This window comes from Bradyrhizobium macuxiense, assembly GCF_007993935.1.
GTDB classification, from domain to species: Bacteria; Pseudomonadota; Alphaproteobacteria; order Rhizobiales; family Xanthobacteraceae; genus Bradyrhizobium; species Bradyrhizobium macuxiense_A.
The window spans coordinates 1-23,648 of the sequence record NZ_VITY01000021.1 but is presented as its reverse complement, the minus strand read 5'-3'; the positions used below and the strand labels follow the sequence as shown (position 1 = coordinate 23,648).

Below are 23,648 nucleotides of genomic sequence, written 5' to 3'. Positions count from 1 at the left end.
TCCCCCTCATACCATTCGGCCAGGATGGTGTTATTTTAGGAACAATTAAGGAACGCTTCGACGTGGCAGAACAGCAGCAATATCGCTTGAAAATCGACGTTTTCAGCGTCGATAGCCTGCCTATGGCCCGCCTGGCGGAGTACATGGCGGAGCTGGCCGTTCTGCTGGGCGAGTGCGAGCGAGTGCATTTCTCGCACATGGAGAAGGGCAGCGCGGTACTCGTCTCGACCATTGAGCCGGTCGCCTTCCCGAAGGTTGAGGAGCGCGTGAGCCGCGTCAGCCGGGGCGACGGGCCAAAAGACGCCATGCAGGCCTTCAAGAAGATCGACAACCTCCTGGCCAAGGACGGCGCCGTTGCGACGCTGACCGGACCGACGGTCGGCCAGGTGATTGAATTCCCCGGCCGCACCCGGCCGAAGCCCGTGAAGTACGGGCCGTTCCGCGAGGTCGGCACACTCGACGGCCGGATTATCCGTATCGGCGGCCGCGATGAGACGATTCCGGTTTGGCTCAAGGACGGTGACGTTGAGTATCATTGCAACGTGCGCGGCGAAGAGGTCGCGCGTCGGCTCGCGCCCTATTACCTGAACGGCGTCATCCGCGTGCATGGCAGCGGCAAGTGGGTGCGCGAGGAAAGCGGCGCCTGGAATCTCGAACAATTCGACATCAATGATTTCGAGGTGCTAGATGACAGCCCGATGGCCGACGTGGTCGGCAAGCTGCGGGCGGTCGAGGGCGGCACCTGGCACGAAAGCGACGACGCGCTAAGCGACATTCTTGGCCTGCGGCGCGATGACAAGGGCCGTCACTAAATGGCGGTGGTGGTCTTCGATACATCGTTCCTGGTGCCGCTCTTAGACCCCCGCGTAAAAGGTGTCGGCGAGGTCGATGCAAAACTCACGCACCTTATCGAAACCCTCGATAGGCAGAAGGACGTCGTCATCATCCCGACGCCAGCACTGAGCGAGGTGCTGATTGGCGCGGGTGATGCGGCGCCGCAGTACCTGGAGATCCTCAGCAAGACGCCGCGCTTCCGTATCGCATCGTTCGGGCCGCGCGCAGCGGTCGAGGCCGCTGAACGGCACCGCCAGGCGGTGCGCAATAAGGATAAGAAGGAAGGCACGGAAAGCTGGGCCAAGGTGAAGTTCGATCGGCAAATCATCGCGATTGCCCAGGTCGAGGGCGCTGAGCGGATATATTCGAACGACGACGACATTTTCCGGTTCGGCAAGGCGGAAGGCTTCGAGGTTATCCGGTTGCAGGATTTGCCCGACCCGCCTGAGAAAACGCCCGACCTGTTCGATAAACTAAAGCCGGAGAGGCCTTAAGCGGCTAACATCGCGGCTCCTCAAGGGCAACACCGCGCTAGCGCCCATCGGCCACAATTTGCTCTGAGCCAACATTGTCGCACAGGACGTAGGCATAAAAGGGACCCCTTAAGCCCCTATACTCGAACGGAACCAATGTAACGCCGATATCTCTTCTGACGACTCCTGAGGGAAGTGAGAACGATTCAGGTCGTCTCTTTAATGGTCTGCGGCTCGCGGTCGTATAGCATTTCAATACGGCAGTTTCTCACCAGCTCTGCGCCAACCTTCGTCAGTGTGAAGCTGAAAACGAAACCTTCCGGCGTATCGTGCGGCCGTATGTTGTTCATGTCCCGATCTTCTTTCAAGACGAGTTTCAGTTTCGGCTCATCCCTTGGCGTCAAGCCGAAAAACTCACCGATGGCGCGTACGTTAGCCAGCAGCGCCGCCAAACCAGCAATGAGCGCAGCGCCAATCGGCACCCACTTATAGGCCCGACGCCACCAAAGCTTTACCAGCCGATAGGACGAGCTATCCGAAGCGTCTTCCACGACCCTGCCCCCTGTGATCATCGCCGCCGCGCAACAGTCCGCCTATGCGTAACACAGATGTTGAATTAGGCAGGAAACGTTCTAGCGCGATTTTTAATTGCCTCACAGGGCCAGCGGCTTTTCTATCTGACTGGCTGACTAAGCCGGATTCCGGCTTGGCGCATGGAAAGCCCAGTGCTGTGCCAGGCTAGGCGCGTCAAGGCCGCGATGTGCTTTCACTGAACATGTCCGGCAATTCCAGGGCCTTAGCCGTCTATGTAGCTTCCCAGGACTGGCAAGCGCCGCAAGAGCGACTATGTCTTGGCTCGGGCATATCCGGCGTTGAACGCCCAAATCGGAAGGCGAATCGTGTAGCATTCGGACTACGAGGAGGCTGGTCAGATGCTGAACAAAGGTCTGATGCCGCTGAGCGCAACGGCGTTCGTTTTGACAAGCCTCAGCATTCTGCTTTCCGATGCCCAGCAGCATGCGTTGGCACTGTGGAATATCCGGGCTTGGTCTTTCTTGGATGAATGTCGCGCTACCGCGCTGTCCACACGCTTTGCCAAAGCTATGCGCGAAGACTCTCCGGTCGTCACGACTTTGATGACCATCGCTATGCTCCTGACCGGGGCAATTTCAGTTGCCGTCTTCTTCTGTTACTTTGCAGTGAGCTCTGCGGCCGTCCTAGGTGGCCTTCTCCTCGCGTATGATGGCAGGGTACTAGACAACAAGGACATGCAACTCATCGCGCTGTACAGCGTAATGGCCAGTGTCTCTTTCTTCGGTGTGGTTACGGGGATGAAAGGATTCCTATTCTCCGTTACGGTGGTAGCCGTCGCGGCTTTGCTGCTTCCGCTGTCAGCCATTGAGTTCGTCGCAAGACGCGTCGCCGAATACGAAAAGGGCCCCCTGGTTGCATTGGGCGTACTCGTTGCGGCAGCTTTCACTTTCCTGAAGGCAGTTTTTTGAATGGCCTCCCAGGGAAAGATGGCGCCTCTCATCGAGGACTGGAAGGCACACTGCGAACAGATTGGCGGAACGGCCGATGCGATCTTCGCAACTGCCGACGTCAAAATCACGGAAAAAGGCTTCGCCGATCCCACATATCTAAGCCTGACGCTACTCGCGCGTACAGTCTCAAACCTCAAAGCAGCGCTCACCCTCCTGCATGCCAGCAGGATAGTCGAGGCGCGCACCATCACGCGCTGTGTTCTCGAAAATCTCTATTGGACTGTCGGCCTCGTGGAGGACGGTGATACGTTCGTCAAACAGATGCGCGACGATGAACTGAGCCATCGCCGTTCCATGGGACAGGCCATATTCTCCGGCGAGCACCAGCTTGACGGAAAAGTTGAGGAACGGCTGCGCACCCAGATGCGCGACCTCAACCGGAATGGGCCGGTTACTAAGGTGCTCAATCCGAAAGCTGTCGCGGGCATCCGGGGCGACTTCAAGCGCAGCTATATCTTCTATGCGCAGCTCTCATCGGACTCAGCCCACCCGTCCGTAACGGCGCTCAACCGTTACGTTGTCGCTGATCTCCAGGGGCCCGGCTTTGACACCAATCCCATCGTCCGGCCCAACGAGGTCGCGGAAACGCTGGAGTATCTGTCAATGTCGGCGCTCGGGGTATGCGTCGGCGTCAACCAGATTCTTGGGGGAACACCGGGCGGCGAACAGCTCCAAGCCCGCGCCGCGCGCCACGACGAGCTGTCGAACCGGACGCGTGACGGAAGCGAGCGCGACGACTAGGGCCAAGGTGTTGGAAATACCCCCCGCGTTAGCGGCCCTTTGCCTTACCGGCTACGTTCGAGGCGGAAATGACAGCAGGGCTAGGCCCCCGCCTTCGCGTCCTGGATCGCCTGCCAGATCTTCACCGGCGTCAGCGGTGTGTTGAGCTGAGCGATCCCGACCTCGCTCAAGGCATCCATCACGCCGTTGGTGATGCAGGGCGGCCCGCCGATCGCGCCCGACTCGCCGCAGCCCTTGGCGCCGAGCGGATTGGTCTTGCAGGGCGCGGAGGGATCGAGCGTCACTGACATCGGCGGAATGTCCGAGGCGCGCGGGATGCAATAGTCCTGATAGCTTGCGGTCAGAAGCTGGCCTTCCTCGCTGTAGGCGACGCCTTCGTAAAGCGCCTGGCCGATGCCCTGGACAACGCCACCATGCACCTGCCCGGTCACCAGCATCGGATTGACGGCGACGCCGACGTCGTCGACCGTGGTGTAGCGCACCACCCGCGTGACGCCGGTCTCGGGATCGATCTCGACCTCGCAGATATGCGTGCCGTTCGGCCAGCTCGGGCCGTCGACATTGCCCTCGCTCTCGACCGAGAGCTTGGCGCCGTTTTCTTTCTTCGCGATCTCGAACAGGCTGATGCGCCTGTCGGTGCCGACCACGGTGAGGAAGCCGTCGCGATATTCGATGTCCTCGACGGAGGCTTCCAGCAGGTTGGATGCCCTGTCGCGCGCCTTGTTGATCATGTCGTTGGCGGAGACCGCGACCGCGGTGCCGCCGACGAACAGCGAGCGCGAGCCGACGCTGCCGAAGCCGGTGGCGAGATCGGTGTCGCCCTGGATGACGTCGATCTTGTCCATGGCAATGCCGAGCGTATCTGATATCATCTGGGTGTAGGTGGTGGCGAGGCCCTGCCCCATCGCCATGGTGCCGGAATGCAGGACGATGCGGCCTTCGGCGGTCGCATGCAGCGAGACGTTTTCGGTGTGGGCGCGGCCGCCGGTCCATTCGATGTAGCTGGTCAGCCCGCGGCCGTAGAGCAGGCCCTTCTTCTTGGCCGCCTTCTTGCGCGCGGCAAAGCCGTTCCAGTCGGCGAGATCGGAGGCGCGCTCCAGCATGTGGGCGAAGGCGCCGGAGTCGTACACCTGCCCGACCGCATTGGTGTAGGGCAGCTGCGCCGGCTTGATGTAGTTGACCTTGCGGATGGTGCGCGGGTCCATGCCGATCTGCCGCGCGGCGGCGTCGAACAGCCGCTCGACGATGAACACCGCCTCCGGCCTGCCGGCGCCGCGATAGGCACCGACCGGCGCGGTGTGGGTCATCACCGACTTCACCTCGAAATGCACCAGCGGCAGATCGTACACGCCAGTTTGCACGAACGGGCCGAGCACCAGCGGAATGATGTTGGCGGTGCCCGACGAGTAAGCGCCGGTGCCGCCGATCGAGCGCACCCGATAGGCCAGCACGCGGCCCTTGGCGTCGAGCGCGAACTCGCCGGTCGAGGTGAGGTCGCGGCCGTGGGTGCCGCCGACGAACTCGTCGGTGCGGTCGCCGCGCCAGCGGATCTTCTCGTTCAGCTTGGTCGCGGCATAGGCGACGATGCCGTCTTCCGGATAGAGGCTGGTCTTCTGGCCGAAGCCGCCGCCGATATCGCCGACCAGCACGCGCACGCTGTCCTTCGGCCGCTTCAGGATCGATTCCGCGAGGAGATCGCGGGTCGAGCCCGGGGTCTGCGACTGCACGTGGAGGATCAGCCGTCCGGTCTTCTTCTCGATTTCGGCGATGGTCGAGCGCGGCTCCATCGCCGACGGCACCAGGCGCTGGCTGATGAGATCGAGCGACACCTTGTGGGCGGCGCTGGCGAAGGCTTGCTCGACCTTGGCGGCGTCGCCGTAGCTCATCGCAGCGACGATGTTGTCGGGCGCCTCCGGCCAGACCGCCGGCGCGCCTGATTTGATCGCCTCGACCGGATCGACCACCGACGGCAGCACCTCGTAGTCGACCTCGATCGCCTCCGCCGCGGTCTGCGCCAGCGTCCGCGAGGTCGCGACCACGGCCGCGACACCCTCGCCGGCGTAGCGAACCACCTCATGCGCCAGCAGGCGCCGCGGCGGCACGGTCATCGGCGAGCCATCGGGCCGCTTGAAGATCGCGAGCGTCGGCAGCGTGCCGATATCGTCCTTGACGAGGTCGGCGCCGGTATAGACCGCCTTGACGCCGGGCATCTCCAGCGCCGCCTTGGCGTCGATCGCCTTGATGTTGGCGTGGGCATGCGGCGAGCGCAGCACGTGCAGCCAGAGCGCGCCGTCCTGCGGCTTGTCGTCGATGAAATGCCCCTTCCCGGTGACCAGCCGCTGGTCTTCCAGACGCTTGACGGGCTGGCCCGCACCAAAACGCATATTGCCGGGAAGAATGTTCATCGAATGGTCCTTGAGTTCAGAAATTTCGGCGGGTTTTAACGGATTTTCGGCGCGAGACAACACGCCCGGGAAAGACGGCGTAATGCGCTTTATGCATCCCGCAAGCCAGAGGCAACGCGCAAGCCAGTTTCAGGCAAGATCGCGCAAAGCGGCCTCGACCACCTTGCGTTGCTCGGCGGTGAGCGGCGCCTGCGGCGGCACGGGGTCGCCGACATCGTAGCCCTGGATCGCGAGCCCGGCCTTGATGCAGGCGGCGAGGTTGAAGCGGGCGAACGCCTCGTTGATGCGCCAGAGCTTGCGCTGCACGGTCATCGCCTCGTCCCAGCGGGTGCGGCGGCAGAGATTGTAGAGCTCGACACTCTGCCGCGGGATGATGCAGGCGGGGCCTGCCATCCAGCCATGGCCGCCGATCAGCATCACTGCGGCCGGAATATGAGCGGATGCCGAGAACACTTTCAGGCTGTCGCCGCAGCGGTTCATGATCGACAGCAGCCGGCCGGTATTGGTCGAAGCATCCTTGATGTAGCCGATCCGCGGATGCTCGGCGAGACGCGCGATGACATCGAGCGTCAGGTCGGAGCGCTGGAAATTCGGATTGGTGTAGATCACGACGGGAATATCGACCGCGTCGGCGATGGCGCGGAAATAGGATTCCACCTGCGCATCACTGAGCGGAAAATACGCCTCCAGGATCGCGAGAATGCCGGCAGCACCCCGCTTCTGGTAGGCCTTGGCCTGCGCCACTGCATCGGCCGTCGAGGTCGAGGCGACGCCGGCCACGACCGGCACGCGGCCCTGCGCGGCCTCGATCGTGGTCGCCACCACCTGCATGCGCTGCGCATTGTTGAGATAGGCGAATTCGCCGGTCGAGCCGAGCGGCGTCAAGCCGTGGACGCCGGCCTTGATCAGATCGTCACAGAGCCGGCCCAGCACCTCGGTGCGGACATGGCCTGCGGGATCGACCGGAGACACCAGATATGGAAAGACGCCGTGGAAGTCAGCCATTTGCAAGCCTCGTTGACGGCGAGACATAATCGGGATCGTGCGCAAAGGGAAGCGGCTCGCCGCTGCGCAGGGCGCCGAGCACCGCTGCAAAGTCGGTTACCGCACGGAAACCGAGCAGCCGTTCGGCCTTGCTCGCGTCATAGATCCGGCCGATCGATTGAGGCAGCCGCCAGCCGCGCTTTGCAAACAGCGCCGGCGCATCGGGGAAATAGCCCGCGATCACGCCGGCCGCGTCCGTCTTCAGGGCAGCAACATCGCCGCGCGCAAATGGCGTCGGCGCGCTGATCACGAAGACCTCGAAGCCGCGGATATTCTGCAGCGCCACGACATGGGCATCGGCGGCGTCCTCGACCGTGAGGCGGCGGTACAGCAGCTCGGTCGCCTTCAGGTTCTCGCCATGGATGTCGCGGATGGTGTCGTCATCCTCGGGGAAGAAGCGGCTGGTGCGCAGCACCGCGCAGTTCAACCCATGCTCGCGGCTGTACAGCCGGCACAGCGCTTCGGCGGCGAGTTTTGTCACGCCGTAGATGTTGCGCGGCTCGAGCGGCGCCGAGGCCTCGTCGAGCCAGACCGCCGCATGGCCTTCCTCGTCGCGGATCGCCTGCGATATCATCAGCGAGGTCGTCGAGGTGAACACGAAACGCTCATGGCCGGCGGCCGCGGCCGCCTGCAGCAGATTGAGCGTGCCTGATACATTGACGTCGACAAAGGCCTGCGGCGCGAACCGCGCGATATCTGGCTTGTGCAGCGCGCCGCCATGGATCACGGCCTCGATGCCGTGGTCGCCGAAGACACGGTCGATCACGGACCGGTCAGCTACCGAGCCGATGACATCGGTCGCCGCACCCGGGACAACGTCGAGGCCGACCACATCATGGCCTGCCCGCTGGAGCCGCGGCGCAAGGAAGCGGCCGAGCCAGCCGGAAGAGCCGGTCAACAACACGCGCATGACTTCCGCCCCGCCTCGCGCCTTCAGAATACCTTGGCGATCGCGGCCTGCGCGTCGCCCTGGATCTGCTTCAGATGATCCGGCCCGCGGAAGCTCTCGGCGTAGATCTTGTAGACATCCTCGGTGCCGGACGGACGCGCGGCGAACCAGCCGGCCTCGCTCTCGACCTTGATGCCGCCGAACGGCTGATCGTTGCCCGGCGCCTTGGTCCTGACCGCGCGCACCGGATCGCCGGCGAGCTCGGTCATGTTGAGCTGCTCGGGCCCGAGCGCCTTCAGCGCGTTCTTCTGCTTCGGTGTCGCCGCGACATCGATGCGCTCGTAATAGGGCACGCCGAGCTCCGCGGTCAGCTCCTTGAACAATTCACTGGGATCGCGGCCAGTCTTCGCGATGATCTCCGCTGCCAAGAGGCCGAGGATGATGCCGTCCTTGTCGGTGGTCCATGCCGAGCCGTCGCGCTTCAGGAACGATGCGCCGGCGCTTTCCTCGCCGGCAAAGCCGAAGCCGCCGCTGCCGAGCCCGTCGACGAACCATTTGAAGCCGACCGGGGTCTCGACCAGCTTGCGGCCGAGCTTCTTGGCGACGCGATTGATGATCGAGCTCGACACGATGGTCTTGCCGATCGCGGCGTCCTTGCTCCATTGCGGCCGGTGCGCGAACAGATAGGCGATCGCGGTGGCGAGGAAATGGTTCGGGTTCATCAGTCCGTTCGAGCGGGTGACGATGCCGTGGCGATCGGCGTCGGTGTCGTTGGCGAAGGCGACGTCGAAACGATCACGCATCCCGATCAGGCTCGCCATCGCGTAAGGCGACGAGCAGTCCATCCGGATCTTGCCGTCCCAATCCGCGGTCATGAAGCGGAAGGTCGGATCGACTGCATTGTTGACGACCGTCGCGTTGATGCCGTAGCGCGCGATGATCGGTTGCCAGTAATGCACCGCCGCACCGCCGAGCGGATCGATGCCGATCTTGACGCCGGCAGACTTGATCGATGCCAGATCGACGGTGTTGCCGAGATCGGCGACATAGGGCGTGATGTAGTCATGCAGATGCGTGGTCGCGGCCTTGCGCGCGCGATCATACGGCATTCGCGCGACGCCCTTGAGGCCAGCCTCGATATGGCGGTTGGCGTTCTTCTCGACCACGGCGGTGACGTCGGTGTCGGCCGGACCGCCATGCGGCGGATTGTATTTGTAGCCGCCGTCCTCCGGCGGATTGTGTGACGGCGTGATGACGACGCCGTCGGCAAGGCCCGTGCTACGTCCCTTGTTGTAGCTCAGGATGGCGTGCGAGATGACCGGCGTCGGGGTGTAGCCGCCCTGCGCGTCGATCATGATCTCGACGCCGTTCGCCGCGAACACCTCGACCGCGCTGGCCAGCGCCGGCTCCGCCAGCGCATGGGTGTCGATGCCGATGAACAGCGGCCCGGTGAGCCCCTTCTCGCGCCGGTAATCGCAGATCGCCTGCGTGGTGGCGAGGATGTGGTCCTCGTTGAAGGAGTTCTTCAGCGACGAGCCGCGATGGCCCGAAGTGCCGAACGCGACACGTTGGGTTGGATCGCCGGCGTCGGGCTTGCCGGCGAAATAGGCCGTGACAAGCCGCGGCACATTGGCGAGCGCTAAGGGATCGATGGGTTTGCCGGCGGCAGGATTTGGTGCAGTCACGTGACCTCTCAGATCTGGTATCGCCGACCGTCAGCACAACGAGTGAGGCCGAGGCTTGATCGCTCGGCGTGCTACCATGGCGGCTTACGTTCAATCAAGCCGAGGGCATTTCGTTCCGTGCCGTCAGCGGCAATCCGCTATTCGACGTCGATCTGCTGCACTTTCTCGCGCAGCTCGTCGACCAGCACCCGCTTGTTCTCGGTATAGTCGATCGGCACCACGACGAGGTGCACGCCGCCGCCGGAGAAGGCCCGCTCGAGGGTCGGGACGATCGCCTCCGTGCTCTCGATCCGCGAACCCTTGGCGCCGTAGCTCTCGGCGTATTTGACGAAATCCGGATTGCCGAAGGTCAGGCCGAAATCGGGGAAGTTGTCGACCGCCTGCTTCCAGCGGATCATGCCGTAGGCGGAATCTTCCAGGATCAGGATCACCAGATTGAGCTTGAGCCGGACCGCGGTCTCCATCTCCTGCGAGTTCATCATGAAGCCGCCGTCGCCGCACACCGCGAGCACCCGGTTCTTCGGATAAAGCATCGCCGCCATCATCGCCGACGGCAGGCCGGCGCCCATGGTGGCGAGTGCGTTGTCGAGCAGCAGCGAGTTCGCGAGCAGCGTGCGGTAGTTGCGCGCGAACCAGATCTTGTACATGCCGTTGTCGAGCGCGACGATGCCGTCCTCGGGAATGACCTGCCGCACATCGTGCACGATGCGCTGCGGCGTCGGCGGCCAGCGGCCCTCGGTGGCGCGATCGGTGATCTTGGCCAAAATGCCTTCGCGCAGGCTGAGCAGCGCACTGGCATGCGGCAGCTTGCCCTCGACCCGATCGGCCAGCAATTCGAGGCTCGGGCCGACATCGCCGATCACCTCGCATTGCGGGAAATAGACCTGCTCGACATTGGCCGGCATGTAGCTGACATGGATCACCTGCGGCCCCTTCGGGCCCATGATGAAGGGCGGCTTCTCGATCGTGTCGTGACCGATCGCGATGATCAGGTCCGCCCGGTCGATCGCCTCATGCACATAGTCGCGCTCGCTCAGCGCGGCGGTCCCCATGTATTGATTGGTACCGCCGGACACCGTGCCCTTGCCCATCTGTGTGGTGAAGAACGGAATTTTCGTGCGCCGCACGAAGTCGCCGATCCCCGCGGTCGAGCGCGGGCGCGATGCCGCGGCACCGAGCATGATCAGCGGTCGCTGCGCTTTGAGGATCATGTCGGCGGCCCGATCAAGCGCGGCGGCGTGCGCGATCGGAATCTCGATCGGATGCGGATGAACCAGCTCGACCGGTTCGGTCTCTTCCCCCGCGATATCCTCCGGCAGCTCGAGCAGAACCGGCCCGGGCCGCTCCTGGGTCGCGATCCGGAAGGCGTCGCGGACCAGCGTCGGAATGGTCGCGCCGCTGACGATCTGCAGCGACAGCTTGGTCAGGGGTCGGAAGGTGTTGACGATGTCGACGATCTGGAACTTGGCCTGCCGGCTGCTCAGGATGCCCTTCTGCCCGGTGAGCATCACCATCGGCATCGCGCCGAGCAGCGCGTAGGCCGCGCCGGTGGTCAAATTGAGCGCGCCCGGGCCGAGTGTCGTGATGCAGACGCCGGGCCTTCCAGTCAGCCGGCCATAGGTCGCGGCCATGAACGCCGCGGCCTGCTCGTGGCGGGTCACGATCAGTTTGATCGAGGATTTGCGCAGGCTCTCGACGACGTCGAGATTCTCCTCGCCGGGGACGCCGAACACCCGTTCCACGCCCTCATTCTCGAGGGCCGCGACCAGCAAATCGGAACCTTTGACCATCTCAGCCTCGCATCGTTGATTGCATGCCGCCCGCGCAGCATAGCCGCATCGCGCGCCGCCGGAAACTCCCTCGCGATCTCACGGCTTGTGCGCCCTGATCCAGGCGTCCGCCGCAGGGAGCACCCGCGCGGCGAGATCGGCCGAGATCGCGATCGCCTGCACGGATCGCGCCACCATCACCCGCCCGCCGCTGGTCGATTGCGAGGGCGCGAAGGCGGCGAGCTGCGCCGCATGGGCCTCATCGGTAAAATTGGTCATGAAGTTCGGCACGAACTGGTCGCGGAAATTCGGCCCCTGCCTGGCCAGCAGCGTGTCGAAATTGGCCTGGACGAAGTCCCACGCAAGCTGCGGCTGCTCGCCTGCGGATGCAACCGTGCTGATCATCCCTGTGACGATCGTGTCGGGCAGTTCATTGGTCAGCGTCAACGCCAGCGTCGCGCGCGCCAGTTCGGCGTCGCGGGCACTGGCCGCGGCATAATAATAGCGCAGCCGTTCATTGGTCGCCGTGCTGCTCCGCGCGAGCGTCAGCAGTCTGTCATAGGTGGCCCGGTCAGCGGTGATGCCGACGACATGGGTGACCGCATCGCGCAGCGTGGTCGGCAGCGAGCTGGGGTCGTCGAGGAACGCCGCGAAGCGTCGCTTCGCTTCCGCTACGACAGCCGCATCACCAAAATCGCCAAGCGCCGAGATCAGGCTCGCACGCAGCAAGGCCGTGTCGTCATCGGCCGGACCGCGTCCGTCCCATCCGATCCGATCCAGCACCGGGCGCAGCTTGGCGCGGGCGTAGGCCTGGATTACCGGCCGCTCGCTGCGGTCGCGCGACAGACGGTTGAGCGTAGCGAATGTCGAGATCACCTGGTCCCACACTGCGCGATGATCGCCGGCATCGAGCGCGTCGAGCAGCGCGAGGTAGGACGGCGGCTCGGCGCGGCCCGCCTGCACCAGCGCCCAGCTGTCGGTCACGACATTGAGCCGGTCAATAACCTGCATTTGCGGGAAGGCGTTCAGCAGCGCCGCACGGTTCTTCAGGCCGTATTCCACCCTGTAATAGCCGACGTCGCCGAGATTGACCTTGATCGCATCGCCGCAGGCGCCGGCCGGCATATCGGCGCTGCCCTTCAGCAGGATCTCGTCAAACGGCTTGCCGTGCGCCGGCCCGGTCGCGACCGGAATCTGCCAGCCGTGCGCCGGCAGCGGCGGATCATTGGCCGGCGCGATCACGAAGCGGTCCTGCCGCAGGGTCAGGCGCTGCGCTGTGCCATCACAGCTCGTCTCGGCCACGACCAGCGGCACGCCGTCCTGCTCGGTGAAGGAGGCGGCGATGCCGGTGATCGTCTTGCCGCCGGACGTCTCGAGCGCCTGCCAGAGATCGGCGGTGGTGGAATTGCTGTAGGCATGCGCGGCCATGTATTTGCGGATGCCGTCGCGGAACGCCTGCTCGCCGAGATAGGTCTCGAGCATACGGATCAGCGCCTGCCCCTTGTTGTAGGTGATGGCATCGAACGCCGTGACCGCCTCGCTGTGATCGGCGATCGGCTGCTGCACCGGATGCGAGGTCCGGCGTGCATCGAGGGTCATCGCAAACTGCTTGGCGCCATAGCCGTTCAGCCAGCTCTGCCATTGCGGATAGAACTGCTCCGACGCCTTGGTCGCCATCCAGCTGGCAAAGCCTTCATTGAGCCAGAGATTGTCCCACCATGCCATGGTGACGAGATCGCCGAACCACATATGCGCCATCTCATGCGCGATGATGGCGAAGATGCCGCGCCGCGCGGTCTCGGCGTTGGTCGCGGGGTCGAACAGCAGCCGGCTTTCGAAAAAGGTGATGCCGCCCCAGTTCTCCATCGCCCCGCCGAACCCGCCGGGAACGGCGATCAGATCGAGCTTCGGCAGCGGATATTTCACGCCGAAATAGTCGTTGTAATAGGCGAGCAGTTTCACCGCGCTATCCAGCGCAAACCGGCCCTGCCCGCTCTTGCCCGCCGTCGTCACCACGCCGACGGTGACGCCGCCGGCATCCGCGGTCACGCGCTCGAGTTCGCCGACCGTGAGCACGAACAGATAACTCGACATCTTCGGCGTCGGTGCGAACGCAACCTTCTTGAGATCGCCGGCGACCGGCTCCTCGCTCGCGATAGGCATGTTGCCGATCGCGAGCAGATTGCGCGGGATCACGACGGTCAGCGCAAAGCTCGCCTTGAACGACGGCTCGTCCCAGCACGGAAAGATCCGCCGCGCATCGGCCGGCTCGAGCTTGCTGGAGATCAGCCGCTTGATCCCGCTTGGGGTCGGATAATCGACCGAGAACAGGCCGGTGCCGAATTTGTTGATCTGCGCCGTGAAGGCGATGCGGAGCTTCTGCCGGCCCGCCGCGAGCGGCTTGGCGAAGGTCAAGGTCGCGGTCTGCGTAGTGGCGTCGGTCGAAACCTCTGCGCGCTGTGCGCCGTCATCGATCGTGGCTTCGGCGAACGTCGTGTTGACCGCATTCAGCGTCAGCTGCGCGGTGGCCTCGCGCACCTCGATGTCGACGGTCTCGATACCCGGCAACGCGAGGCTGGTGAAGTCAGGCGTCAGCTCGATCGCGTAGTTGAGCGGGACAACCGTTTTCGGCAGCTTTCCGGGTGTGCTGTCGAACGAAAAAGTCTGCTCGGCCTGCGCGCCCACAACCGTGACCAGCAGCAAGCAGATTGCCGTGGCAAGACGACGCGGCAACGCAACTCGGACATCGCTGGCAGGCTTGTTCATTGGGCGCGGCTCACAGGGATTTTCGGATGTCATTGCGGAAGGACGTAGCAGGCAATCTAGTAGAGAAAATGTCGCCACAAAACTGACAACTCCGCGACATTGACATCACGACGGGTCGCGTTGATTGGTGCGCCGTTCGCCACCGCGCTGCGGCCTCCCGGCCGTTGTTGCTCAACCGCGGGGTGGAGGGCTAACCTGCCGCTGGCATTCCAGCCGCAGCGTCCGTCGACGGGAGACAATGATGTTCGGTAAGTTCTCGCGCCGGCAGTTTGCGGGCCTCGCAGGCCTTTCGGCGCTCGGCCTATCGGCCCCGGCACAGGCGGCGAACCACGCTCCACGGCCGGACGGCGCGAACTTCCCCGCCGGCTTCGTCTGGGGCACCGCGACCTCGTCCTACCAGGTCGAGGGCGCGGTCAATGAGGACGGCCGCGGCCCGTCGATCTGGGACACATTCACCCACACATCGGGCAAGATCGAGGACGGCTCGACCGGCGATCGCGCCAATGAGCACTACCACCGCTACAAGGAGGATGTCCGCCTCATCAGGGAGCTCGGCGCCAAGGCGTATCGATTTTCAATCGCCTGGCCGCGGGTATTTCCCGATGGCAGCGGCGCGCCGAACCCGAAGGGCCTCGACTTCTACAACCGCCTGGTCGACGAGCTCCTGGCTAACGGCATCGAGCCCTACGCCACGCTCTATCACTGGGACCTGCCGCAGGCGCTGCAGGACCGCGTCGGCGGCTGGCGCTCGCGCGACACCTCGAAAGCATTCGGCGACTATGCCGGCTATGTGGCGCAGCGGCTAACCGACCGGGTCAAGAACATCTTCACCCTCAACGAGGTCGGGCGTTTCCTGCCCTTCGGCTATGCGCTCGGCGTCGATGCGCCGGGGCTGACGCTGCCGCCGGCCGAGGTGAACCAGGCACGCCACCACGTCGCGCTGGCGCATGGCCTTGCGGTGCAGGCGATCCGTGCCAAGGGCCGCGCCGGCACGCGGGTCGGCCCGGCCGAGAACATCACCGCCTGCGTGCCCGCGTTCAACACGCCGGAGAACATCCGCGCCACCGAGATCGCGACGCGCGAGCTCAATGCAGGTTTCCTCGGCGTCCTCCTCGAAGGCAAGTACACCGAGGCTTTCCTGCAATATGCCGGCACCGACGCGCCCAAATTCACCGCGGAGGATCTGAAGATCATCGCGCAGCCCAACGATTTCGTCGGGCTCAACATCTATGCGCCGCACTGCTATGTTCTCGCCACCGACAGCGCCCCGGGCTGGAAGCCGCTGCCGATGCCGGCCTCATTCCCGCACATGAATTCGGATTGGCTGCGGATCGCGCCGGAGACGATCTACTGGGCGCCGCGGATCGCGGCCAAGCTGTGGAACATCAAGAGCATCTATATCAGCGAGAACGGCACCTCCGGCGAGGACAAGGTGGAGCCCGATGGGCAGGTCTACGATCTCGACCGCATCATGTTCCTGCGCAACTACCTCGCCCAGCTGCAGCGCGCGACCGCCGACGGCGTCCCGATCCACGGCTATTTCCTGTGGAGCCTGATGGACAATTTCGAATGGATCTTCGGCTATGCGAAGCGCTTCGGCCTCTATCGCGTGGATTTCGAGACCCAGGCGCGGGTGCCGAAGCTGAGCGTGGCGTTCTACCGCGACGTGATCGCGCGCAACGCGATCGGGGTGTGATCTATCCGGCCTGCGGCCGCGCGCCCGACCATGCGCGCCTGAGCAGGTCACGGATGCCGCCTTCCTCGATCGGCCGCGGATTCCAGTAGGGATTTTTGGTAGCAAGCGCGGCCGCCTTCGCGATGCCGTCCTCGGGCATGCCGATCTCGGCGAGCGAGCGCGGCGCTCCGAGCTTTGCCGACAGACCGAACAGGCCGTCGGCCGCGTCAGATGCGCCAAGCGCCCGCGCGGCGCGGCCGATCGCATCCCGTGCGGCCGGCGTGTTGTAGGCGATGGTGTGCGGCAGCAGCACCGCATGGGTCTCGGCGTGCGGCAGGTCGAACAGCGCGCCGACGGTGTGACAGAGCTTGTGATGCAGCGCCATGCCGACGGTGCCGAGACACACCGCGCACAGCCACGCGCCATAGAGCGCATCGAAGCGCGCATCGAGATCGCGCGGCCGCGCGATCACCTCCGGCAGCGATGACGCGAGTTTTGCGATCGCTTCCTCCGCCATCAGCGAGGTGATCGGGTTGCCGTCCCGCGCATACAGCGCCTCGGCCGCATGGGCGATCGCGTTGAGGCCTGAGATCGCGGAGAACTTCGCTGGCATCGACAGCGTCAGGTTGACGTCGTAGATCACGGCCTCCGGCAATATCTTCGGCGAGGACTGCGTGGTCTTGACGCCATCCACGGTCTCGCCGAGCACTGCCGTCATCTCGGAGCCGGCATAGCTGGTCGGCACGATCAGTTGCGGCAGGTCGGTGCGCAGCGCGATCGCCTTGCTCAATCCGGTCGCCGCGCCCGCGCCGATCGCAACCACGCCGTCGGGCTTCAACTCGCGAACCATCTGCATGGCGCGTTCGGTGACTGCGACCGGCGTGTGCACCACCGCGCCATCGAACACACCGGCCATGCGGCCGCCGGTCAAATCGGCGAGATCGCCGAGCTCGGCCTGCTGCCGCCGGCTTGCCAGCACCAGCGCGCGCCTGATGCCGAGCCGGTCGAGTTCCTCCGCCAGCTGCGCGACCGTGCCGCCCCCGAATACGACCCGCATCGGGCTGACTTGATAGGTGAACGGCTGCGGCATGGTGATTTCCGAAAACGTTGGTCAGCCGCGACGCCAGTCGCGCGGCGTGCAGCCGAAGCGATGCCGGAACCGCCGGGTGAAATGCGACAGGTCGGAGAAGCCCCAGTCGAACGCAATGTCGCCGATCGCGCGCGCGGCGATCGCCGGATCCCTCAGGTCGCGCGCCGCGCCGTCGAGGCGACGATCCATCACGTGGCTGGCGAACGTGGTGCCGGCGCGCTCGAACAATTTATGGACGTAGCGCTCGCTGATGCCGATCGCAGTCGCGATGGCGGCAACGCCGAGCCCGGGCTCGCGCAGCCGGCGGTCCACGGCGCGGCGCAGCGCCAGCCACGTCGCATCCGCCAGGCCCGCGCTCTCGGCGACCCCTTGGCGGCCGCTGCGCGACAGGCTGAGCGCGACCAGATCGAGCAGCACGCCGAACAGCCGGGCATTGTCCGCATCAGTTGCACGGAGTGCCGAATTGTTCAGGACCTGCGCGGTCTCGGTGATGAGATGACCGACGAAGGCATCATCGGACACCCGCGCCGGGGCCACCTCCGGCGCCGACGGCAGCCGTTCATCCAGCGCTTCGGCCGGCACCCAGAACGAGGCGACCTGCAGCGCGGGTCCGCGGTCGTGCAGCAGCGCGAAGCGCCGACCGCTGTCGAAGATCCCGACCTGCCCCGGCGACAGGCTGACCTCGCGGCCGGCCTGCTGGATGCGGCAGCGGCCGGCGAGCTTGAGGTTGAGATAGTAGCAGCGCCGGCTGGATGCGGCGATGTCGGCAGCCGAGCGCCGCACCACATGCTCCGGGAAATTGACCCGGTTGACCGCCCCGTCGCCGAGCCCGACGGTCTCGACCCGCGCAATGAAGCCCGGCGTCGCCGGCGGCTCCGGCGTCAGGTTCATGAAGGCTTGGCAGATCGCCTCGCGATAATATGCGAACTGCTCGCCCGGCCTGGTGTCCGCGGTATTCCAGCTCACCCTGCGCGAGCGATCCGCGGCGGCGATTTGCTGCATCAGTTCACTCCGAGCCAAGTCCGGTTCGCTTACAGCCAAGCGCGTTCCACAGGTCCGGGTCAATATCCATCGGGAACTGCTTGAACTCGGTGCGTGCCCCGGGCCGTCCCGGACGTCGCAACCGATCTAACCAAACCACGCAGGGAGGTACAACATGTCGACCTATGTTCTCGTCCATGGCGCCTGGCATACCGGCGCCGAGTTTGAGCCGGTTGCGGCAGCCATCCGCAAGGCCGGCCATGTGGTCCATACCCCGACCATCAAGGGCAACCGGCCCGGCGACCGGAAGGATTCCGGCCTTGCCGAGGCGATCCAGTCCATCGTGGACTATCTCGCCGAGCACAATCTGAACGACATCGTGCTGGTCGGCCACAGCTATGGCGGCATGGTCATCACAGGCGTTGCCGACGCCGCCGCCAATCGCATCCGCCGCCTCGTCTATTGGAACGCGTTCGTGCCGAACAATGGCGAGTGCCTCAACGATATGGTGCCGCCGCACTATCGCGGCCTGTTCGACGCCATCCATGCCGAGCGCGGCGACGGCTCGGTGGTGCTGCCGTTCCCGATCTGGCGTGAGGCCTTCATCAACGACGCCGACCTCGAGACGGCGCAGCGGGCTTATGACGTGCTCAACCCGCACCCGCTGAAGACCTTCGAGGACAAGATCGTGCTGCGGACCAATCCGGCCGAGATGCCAATCGCGAAATCCTACGTCAACTGCACGGAGGATACGGCGATGCCGCACAGCCTGCCCTGGCATCCGCGGCTGTCGGAGAAGCTCGGGCTGTTCCGCCTGGTCCAGGTACCGGGCAGCCACGAGCTGTGCTTCTCCAATCCCGAACGCCTGGCGCAGGCCTTCCTCGACGCCGGCCGCGATTAGGCGGCCGCCATGTACACAGGTGCGGTCGCGAGGAAGCGCGCATAGGCGTCCGCGTCCGGCGGAGTGAACTTTTCGACGAGCCGGTTGCGGCGCGACGCCTTGGTGCCGATGTCCGCGAGCAGCTCGTCGAAATGCTTGAAGTGATAGGGCGCGACGCACAGCCCGCCATAGACGCCCGCCGCCGGACGCTCGACCCGCTTGAAGTTCAGCATCATCGCGATGTTGTCGTGCATCTCGGCCGCGCTCGGCTGCCGCGCGAGCTGTCCGTCGGCGTAGCGCACCAGCCAGTTCGCGGCGAGATCCGCACACAGCACGGTGCAGAAGCTCGAATTGAAGCCGACGAAGCCCATGTCCGGCAGATCGGGATTGGCGATCAGCCGATAGAGCCGGTACTGCCCGTCGGGCTCGACCAGCTTGTTCTGATACTCCGCGGGCAGGAACGGCACCCCGAGCTTGTAGCCGATCGCGAGCACCGCAACATCGGCCGCGACACGCTGGCCGCCGCTCATCACGATGGTGTTGCCGTCATAACGGTCGAAGGTCCCGAGCACCGCCTTGATCCGACCGTCGGCCACCATCGGGTAGAAGCCGGGGGTCGCGATCGGCACCGAGCAGTTGACGCCGTCCTCGATCCGTTCCTTCGGCACCATGCCGCACTGCTTCAGCTTGAGCTGCATCTTCAGCATGCTCTCGAGCCCGCGCCAGTTCGCCCAGACGAACGGCTTTGCCACGACGTGCGCGAGGCGCGCCATCGGCCCGATGCCCCAGCTCGCGAACATCTGCTCCTGCGCGCGGATGTAGAGGATACGCTTGAAGTTGACGAGACCGCCGATGAAGTAGGGAATCCGCCACACCGGTTCGCGAAACACAATGGTGACTTCGCTGGCGCCGGAATTGACCGCATTCACCGCGATATCGGTCGCCGATTTGGAGCCGCCGAGGACGACCACCTTGCGCCCCTTGGCGAGATCAGGGTCGCCATATTGCGACGAGTGCAGGATCTGGCCGCCCTGCGCCTTGAAGCCGTCCTCGCCGGGAAGCGGCAACGTCTGCGGCTCGTTGAATTGCCCGGTGCAGACCACAACAAAGTCGAAATCCTCATGGCCGGTGGCACCATCAGTCGAGCGCAGCGCGAGCGTCCAGCCCGGTTTGCCGTCGGCACGGCGCTTCATGCCCTCGACCCTGGTGTTGAACCGCATCGCGCCGTCGAGCCCATGGCTGCGCGCATAATCGCGCAAGTATGCATGGACCTGCGGCCCCTTCGGCCATTCCGGATAAGCTTCCGGCATCGCCTTGTCGGTGTAGCGATAGAGCTCCTTCGGGCTCTGGGTCTGCACATCGGGATAGGAGCGTGCCGGCTCCCAGACCCCGCCGAGATCGCCGCTGCGCTCGATGATGGTCACCCTGTGACCGCGACCGGCAAAGGCCTTGCCGGCGGCGAGCCCGGAAATGCCGGCGCCGATCACACACACATGCTTCTGCTTGACCATGAAACCGCTCCCATATGAATGAACAGATGCAAATTTCGTCGGCGCGCACATCCCCGTCATCGCCGGAGCAAGCTCCGACGATCGCCGCCTCGTGTGCGTCGTCTGTTTGGCAGCCGGCCTAGTCGTTGGCTTCCGGCGGCAGGAAGTCCACCTCGTGCTCGGCGGAAATGCGCACCACCTCGACGGGATCCTGCAGATTGTGCAGCTTGTCGAACAGCGCCTCGAGCTTCTGCATCGGCGACACCCAGAACAGCGCCCGCGCCGGCTTGTCCGACTTGTTGAAATAGCCGTGCGGAATGCCGCGCGGCATGCGCACGAGGTCGCCGGCCTTGGCCTGCACCCAGACGCCGTCGAGCTTGAGGTCGAGCACGCCCTCCTGCACCAGGATGAACTCGTCCTGGGTCGGATGGATGTGCACCGGCACGAACTGGCCGGGATCGCTGTTGGTCTCGAACGCGAAGGTCGAGTCGGTGACCGCCTTCGGATAGTAGACCTGGCCGAGGATATTCCAGGTCTTGCCGCCGTAGCCGGTGCCGGTGCGGGTAATGCCTTTTTCGAGCGTGCCCATGTCAGCCTCTCCAGTTTTGATGCGTATTGCGGACACGGAGCCTGTCGCCAGCCGGCGGGGCTGTCTAGCCGATAAACGAATCCGCACCGCGCGCGATCATGCTGCAATGCGGGAGCAACTTTCTGCCCAAAGTCGCTGCATCCGCCTGCGCGCCGATCGGGCAGTTTGCGCGACGAAACGGCGTTCCCCTTTGCCCGCGAATGGACTAGGCTGCTCGATATTTTAGACCTCAAACAACTCGGACGGCCGGCGTGACTGCTGTTGGCAACGAGGTTTCGGCAAGGGCAAGTTCGGCAAGGCTGAAGGATTTCGCGCGCGTCGCGACCGCGCGCGTCGACGATGCGGCCGAAGCGATCGGCCGCATCTTCTGTCCGCACCAGCTGACGCCGGTCGATCATTCCGAGCGCGATTTCTCCGCGCACCACAATTGCGCAGACTTCGACGGCTTCTCGGTCAACTACGTCGCCTATGGCGGGTCGGTCGCGATCAATCCGGGCTGCCTCGACCGGTTCTTCCTGTTGCAGCTGCCGCTGTCCGGCTCGGCCTCGATCCGGACCGCCGCGCGCGAGCTCACCACCGGACCGCAACACTGCGCTTCGCTGCTGTCGCCGACGATTCCGACCGAGATGACCTGGCGCGACGACTGCGCCCAGCTCATCGTCCTGCTCGACCGCAAGCTGGTCGAGCATCGTGCCGCGGCGCTTGGCGGCGTGGCGGTGCGGCCGGTCGAGTTCGATCCGGCCGTCGCGCTGAGCGGGCCGCTCGGCGAGATGCTCTCGGCCAGGATTGAGCAACTCGTGACGACGGCCGAGCAGGTCGGGCCGCGCAAATCGTTGTCCGCGGTGGCGGCGGCCGATTGGCGCGAACAGTTTCTCAACGTCCTGCTCGACGGGCAGCGGCACAGCCTGAGCTCGGCGATCGATGTCTTCAACGGCCGCACCGAGGCCCAGCCGGCGGCGCTGAAGCGCGTGCGGGCCTATCTTGAGACCCGCGCGACCGAGCCGCTGGATCTCGCCGAGCTTGCGGAGATCGCGGGCACCGGCATCCGCGCGCTGCAACTCGGCTTCCGCCGTCACTTCGGCACCACCGTCTCCGAGATGCTGCTCGACATCCGCCTCGCCCAGCTCAACGCCCGTCTCAAGACGGCGCGACCGGGCGAGCGCATCGTCGATATTGCATTCGACCTCGGCTTTACCCATCTGAGCCGCATGGCGAGCGCCTACCGCGCCAAGTTCGGCGAAAGCCCGAAGGCGACCCTGCAGCGGTTGAGCTGAGCGACGGTTCCGGGCAACGCGTCCTGGCCCTGCCCATCCGGCCAGTTTCGCCGCCAGCCGCAACATCCCAGATTGCGGGAAGCCAACGGAGTTTCTCATGACCGAACCGAACATCCTTGCCTCGCTGTCGTCAGCCCTGTCGGAGACCATTGCGCGCGCTGCGCCCTCGGTCGTCTCCGTGCATTCGCATCGCGCGCGCGCCTCGGGCTTTGTCTGGAAGGCGGGCCTGATCGTCACCGCCGACGAAGCGCTGGCTGACGAGGGCGAGATCGAAATCCAGTTCGCCGACGGCAGCCGCCGGCCAGCGACCGTCGCTGGACGTGACCACACCACCGACGTCGCACTGCTGCGCGTCGATGGCGACGTCGCGCCGATCAAGCTATCGACCGAAGTTCCGGCGCTCGGATCGCTCGCGGTGCTCGTCGCGGCCGACCGCGGCGCCCCGATCGCACGGCTCGGCATGGTCGCGCGGTCGGGCCCGGCCTGGCGCAGCCTGCGCGGCGGCGAGATCGACGCACGGATCGAGCTCGACGTCCGGCTGCGGCACAGCCAGCAGGGCGGATTGGCGCTGAATGCCGCGGGCGCGCCGTTCGGCATGGCGGTGCTCGGCCCGCGCCGCGTGCTGACGATCCCGGCCGCGACCATCGAGCGGGTCGCAGCCCAGCTCGAGAAGAGCGGCCGCATCGCGCGCGGGTATCTCGGCGTCGGGTTGCAGCCGGTCCGCCTCGACGACGGCCTCGGCGCGATGGTGATGAATGTCGACAAGGCCGGCCCCTCGGCCACAGCCGGCATCCGCCAGGGCGACGTGATCATTGCCGTCAACGGTGAGAAGCTGTCGGGCGTGCGGGCGCTGTCGCGCGGCCTCGGGCCGCAGAGCGTCGGCAGCGTCGTTGAACTCACCGTGCATCGCGGCGGCGAGCCGATGACCTTCAAGGTCACAGTCGGAGAGAGGCCCGAGACGTGAGCAGCGAGCCTGCCGCCGACATCGTCGTCGCGCTCGAGATCGACGACCCCGTCCTCGCCGACCGGCTGGCGACGTTGCTCGGCAGCGTCGCCGGCCTGCGGCTCGCCGCGCCGGGCGAGCAGGCGGCGGCCGCGATCGTCGCACGTAACCGCGAGGCCGCCGGCGGCGACTTCGAGCTGACGCCGCGCGAGCTCGACGTGCTGGCGCTGCTGGCCGAAGGCGCATCCAACAAGATGATCGCGCAGCGGCTCGGAATTTCCGTCCACACCGCCAAATTTCATGTCGGCTCCCTGCTCGACAAGCTCGACGCCACCGGCCGCACCGACGCCGTCGCGCATGCCGCGCGGCGCGGGGTGATCAATTTGTGAGGCATGCTATTCGCTGTCCTACGCCACTCATCTCCGGTGTCATCGCCCGGCGATCACACCGGAGTGTGGTGAGCACACGGCTCCTTCCGCGCGTCGTCCCGGCGAAGGCCGGCAACTGTTATGTTGAAGGAGCCGCCCGATAGGGTTTTCGGTCGCGCATCATCGCGTTGAGGATGGTGAGCAGCTT

The 23,648-nt window shown here is 65.1% G+C and carries 20 protein-coding genes; 9 read left to right on the top strand and 11 right to left on the bottom strand.

What is annotated here, in order from left to right; all coding sequences use genetic code 11:
- Positions 1–62 precede the first annotated feature (62 nt).
- Positions 63–812, top strand: coding sequence for a hypothetical protein (locus FBZ93_RS37185; protein ID WP_246667797.1), 750 nt, complete (start codon positions 63–65; stop codon positions 810–812).
- The gene (locus FBZ93_RS37180; protein ID WP_146992436.1) at positions 813–1,328 is read left to right on the top strand and encodes a type II toxin-antitoxin system VapC family toxin; all 516 of its coding nucleotides are present in this window, start codon (positions 813–815) and stop codon (positions 1,326–1,328) included. It begins immediately after the preceding gene.
- 185 nt (positions 1,329–1,513) lie between these two features.
- On the opposite strand, the gene FBZ93_RS37175 is transcribed toward FBZ93_RS37180, so the two are convergent.
- Positions 1,514–1,858 (bottom strand): hypothetical protein, encoded by a 345-nt coding sequence (locus tag FBZ93_RS37175; RefSeq protein WP_146992435.1) that lies wholly within the window; start codon positions 1,856–1,858, stop codon positions 1,514–1,516.
- Between the two features lie 381 nt (positions 1,859–2,239).
- Between FBZ93_RS37175 and FBZ93_RS37170 the strand changes: the two genes are divergently transcribed.
- Positions 2,240–2,809 carry a hypothetical protein gene (locus FBZ93_RS37170; RefSeq protein ID WP_146992433.1) on the top strand — a complete coding sequence of 190 codons (570 nt, stop codon included), beginning with the start codon at positions 2,240–2,242 and terminating at the stop codon, positions 2,807–2,809.
- The gene (locus FBZ93_RS37165; RefSeq protein WP_146992431.1) at positions 2,810–3,592 is read left to right on the top strand and encodes a DUF5677 domain-containing protein; all 783 of its coding nucleotides are present in this window, start codon (positions 2,810–2,812) and stop codon (positions 3,590–3,592) included.
- Between the two features lie 80 nt (positions 3,593–3,672).
- On the opposite strand, the gene FBZ93_RS37160 is transcribed toward FBZ93_RS37165, so the two are convergent.
- The 6 genes from FBZ93_RS37160 to FBZ93_RS37135 form a co-directional block, all read right to left on the bottom strand.
- The gene (locus tag FBZ93_RS37160; RefSeq protein WP_146992429.1) at positions 3,673–5,997 is read right to left on the bottom strand and encodes a xanthine dehydrogenase family protein molybdopterin-binding subunit; all 2,325 of its coding nucleotides are present in this window, start codon (positions 5,995–5,997) and stop codon (positions 3,673–3,675) included.
- A gap of 129 nt (positions 5,998–6,126) precedes the next feature.
- A complete protein-coding gene (locus tag FBZ93_RS37155; RefSeq protein WP_146992427.1) occupies positions 6,127–7,002 on the bottom strand; it encodes a dihydrodipicolinate synthase family protein in 876 nt (291 codons plus the stop codon).
- Positions 6,995–7,951: an NAD-dependent epimerase/dehydratase family protein gene (locus FBZ93_RS37150; protein ID WP_146992425.1), complete on the bottom strand. Its 957-nt coding sequence runs from the start codon at positions 7,949–7,951 to the stop codon at positions 6,995–6,997. The genes FBZ93_RS37155 and FBZ93_RS37150 overlap by 8 nt, the downstream gene beginning before the upstream one ends.
- Before the next feature lie 23 nt (positions 7,952–7,974).
- Entirely contained in the window at positions 7,975–9,615 is a 1,641-nt protein-coding gene (pgm, locus tag FBZ93_RS37145) for a phosphoglucomutase (alpha-D-glucose-1,6-bisphosphate-dependent) (protein WP_146992423.1), read from the bottom strand.
- A gap of 137 nt (positions 9,616–9,752) precedes the next feature.
- Positions 9,753–11,405, bottom strand: coding sequence for an acetolactate synthase large subunit (locus FBZ93_RS37140; protein ID WP_146992422.1), 1,653 nt, complete (start codon positions 11,403–11,405; stop codon positions 9,753–9,755).
- A gap of 78 nt (positions 11,406–11,483) precedes the next feature.
- Entirely contained in the window at positions 11,484–14,150 is a 2,667-nt protein-coding gene (locus tag FBZ93_RS37135; RefSeq protein ID WP_146992420.1) for a M1 family metallopeptidase, read from the bottom strand.
- Between the two features lie 241 nt (positions 14,151–14,391).
- Here FBZ93_RS37135 and FBZ93_RS37130 point away from each other — a divergent pair, with 241 nt between their 5' ends.
- Positions 14,392–15,846, top strand: coding sequence for a GH1 family beta-glucosidase (locus FBZ93_RS37130; protein ID WP_146992418.1), 1,455 nt, complete (start codon positions 14,392–14,394; stop codon positions 15,844–15,846).
- Between the two features lies 1 nt (position 15,847).
- Here the strand turns inward: FBZ93_RS37130 and FBZ93_RS37125 are convergent, their stop codons facing one another.
- Entirely contained in the window at positions 15,848–16,915 is a 1,068-nt protein-coding gene (locus FBZ93_RS37125; RefSeq protein WP_146992417.1) for a maleylacetate reductase, read from the bottom strand.
- A gap of 21 nt (positions 16,916–16,936) precedes the next feature.
- Complete coding sequence (locus FBZ93_RS37120) at positions 16,937–17,917, bottom strand: helix-turn-helix domain-containing protein (protein ID WP_146992415.1); 981 nt, start codon at positions 17,915–17,917, stop codon at positions 16,937–16,939.
- Between the two features lie 154 nt (positions 17,918–18,071).
- Here FBZ93_RS37120 and FBZ93_RS37115 point away from each other — a divergent pair, with 154 nt between their 5' ends.
- Positions 18,072–18,797: an alpha/beta hydrolase gene (locus FBZ93_RS37115; RefSeq protein ID WP_146992413.1), complete on the top strand. Its 726-nt coding sequence runs from the start codon at positions 18,072–18,074 to the stop codon at positions 18,795–18,797.
- On the opposite strand, the gene FBZ93_RS37110 is transcribed toward FBZ93_RS37115, so the two are convergent.
- Both FBZ93_RS37110 and FBZ93_RS37105 read right to left on the bottom strand, forming a co-directional pair.
- Positions 18,794–20,287 (bottom strand): flavin-containing monooxygenase, encoded by a 1,494-nt coding sequence (locus tag FBZ93_RS37110; RefSeq protein ID WP_146992411.1) that lies wholly within the window; start codon positions 20,285–20,287, stop codon positions 18,794–18,796. The genes FBZ93_RS37115 and FBZ93_RS37110 overlap by 4 nt on opposite strands.
- Positions 20,288–20,405: 118 nt before the next feature.
- On the bottom strand, positions 20,406–20,855 hold the full coding sequence (locus FBZ93_RS37105) for a cupin domain-containing protein (RefSeq protein WP_050424788.1): 450 nt from the start codon (positions 20,853–20,855) through the stop codon (positions 20,406–20,408).
- A 251-nt stretch (positions 20,856–21,106) separates the two neighbouring features.
- Between FBZ93_RS37105 and FBZ93_RS37100 the strand changes: the two genes are divergently transcribed.
- From FBZ93_RS37100 to FBZ93_RS37090, 3 genes are all read left to right on the top strand, one after another.
- Positions 21,107–22,129, top strand: a complete 1,023-nt coding sequence (locus FBZ93_RS37100; RefSeq protein ID WP_167529402.1) for an AraC family transcriptional regulator — start codon at positions 21,107–21,109, stop codon at positions 22,127–22,129.
- A gap of 97 nt (positions 22,130–22,226) precedes the next feature.
- Positions 22,227–23,093 carry a S1C family serine protease gene (locus FBZ93_RS37095; RefSeq protein WP_146992410.1) on the top strand — a complete coding sequence of 289 codons (867 nt, stop codon included), beginning with the start codon at positions 22,227–22,229 and terminating at the stop codon, positions 23,091–23,093.
- Complete coding sequence (locus FBZ93_RS37090; protein WP_146992408.1) at positions 23,090–23,461, top strand: response regulator transcription factor; 372 nt, start codon at positions 23,090–23,092, stop codon at positions 23,459–23,461. The genes FBZ93_RS37095 and FBZ93_RS37090 overlap by 4 nt, the downstream gene beginning before the upstream one ends.
- Positions 23,462–23,648 lie beyond the last annotated feature (187 nt).

Bases quoted from the DNA above. Each gene is read 5' to 3' on its own strand.
- FBZ93_RS37180 (WP_146992436.1), top strand. From the start codon at position 813: ATGGCGGTGGTGGTCTTCGATACATCGTTCCTGGTGCCGCTCTTAGAC.
- FBZ93_RS37170 (WP_146992433.1), top strand. From the start codon at position 2,240: ATGCTGAACAAAGGTCTGATGCCGCTGAGCGCAACGGCGTTCGTTTTG.
- FBZ93_RS37165 (WP_146992431.1), top strand. From the start codon at position 2,810: ATGGCCTCCCAGGGAAAGATGGCGCCTCTCATCGAGGACTGGAAGGCA.
- FBZ93_RS37160 (WP_146992429.1), bottom strand. From the start codon at position 5,997: ATGAACATTCTTCCCGGCAATATGCGTTTTGGTGCGGGCCAGCCCGTC.
- FBZ93_RS37155 (WP_146992427.1), bottom strand. From the start codon at position 7,002: ATGGCTGACTTCCACGGCGTCTTTCCATATCTGGTGTCTCCGGTCGAT.
- FBZ93_RS37150 (WP_146992425.1), bottom strand. From the start codon at position 7,951: ATGCGCGTGTTGTTGACCGGCTCTTCCGGCTGGCTCGGCCGCTTCCTT.
- FBZ93_RS37140 (WP_146992422.1), bottom strand. From the start codon at position 11,405: ATGGTCAAAGGTTCCGATTTGCTGGTCGCGGCCCTCGAGAATGAGGGC.
- FBZ93_RS37135 (WP_146992420.1), bottom strand. From the start codon at position 14,150: ATGAACAAGCCTGCCAGCGATGTCCGAGTTGCGTTGCCGCGTCGTCTT.
- FBZ93_RS37130 (WP_146992418.1), top strand. From the start codon at position 14,392: ATGTTCGGTAAGTTCTCGCGCCGGCAGTTTGCGGGCCTCGCAGGCCTT.
- FBZ93_RS37125 (WP_146992417.1), bottom strand. From the start codon at position 16,915: ATGCCGCAGCCGTTCACCTATCAAGTCAGCCCGATGCGGGTCGTATTC.
- FBZ93_RS37120 (WP_146992415.1), bottom strand. From the start codon at position 17,917: ATGCAGCAAATCGCCGCCGCGGATCGCTCGCGCAGGGTGAGCTGGAAT.
- FBZ93_RS37115 (WP_146992413.1), top strand. From the start codon at position 18,072: ATGTCGACCTATGTTCTCGTCCATGGCGCCTGGCATACCGGCGCCGAG.
- FBZ93_RS37110 (WP_146992411.1), bottom strand. From the start codon at position 20,287: ATGGTCAAGCAGAAGCATGTGTGTGTGATCGGCGCCGGCATTTCCGGG.
- FBZ93_RS37105 (WP_050424788.1), bottom strand. From the start codon at position 20,855: ATGGGCACGCTCGAAAAAGGCATTACCCGCACCGGCACCGGCTACGGC.
- FBZ93_RS37095 (WP_146992410.1), top strand. From the start codon at position 22,227: ATGACCGAACCGAACATCCTTGCCTCGCTGTCGTCAGCCCTGTCGGAG.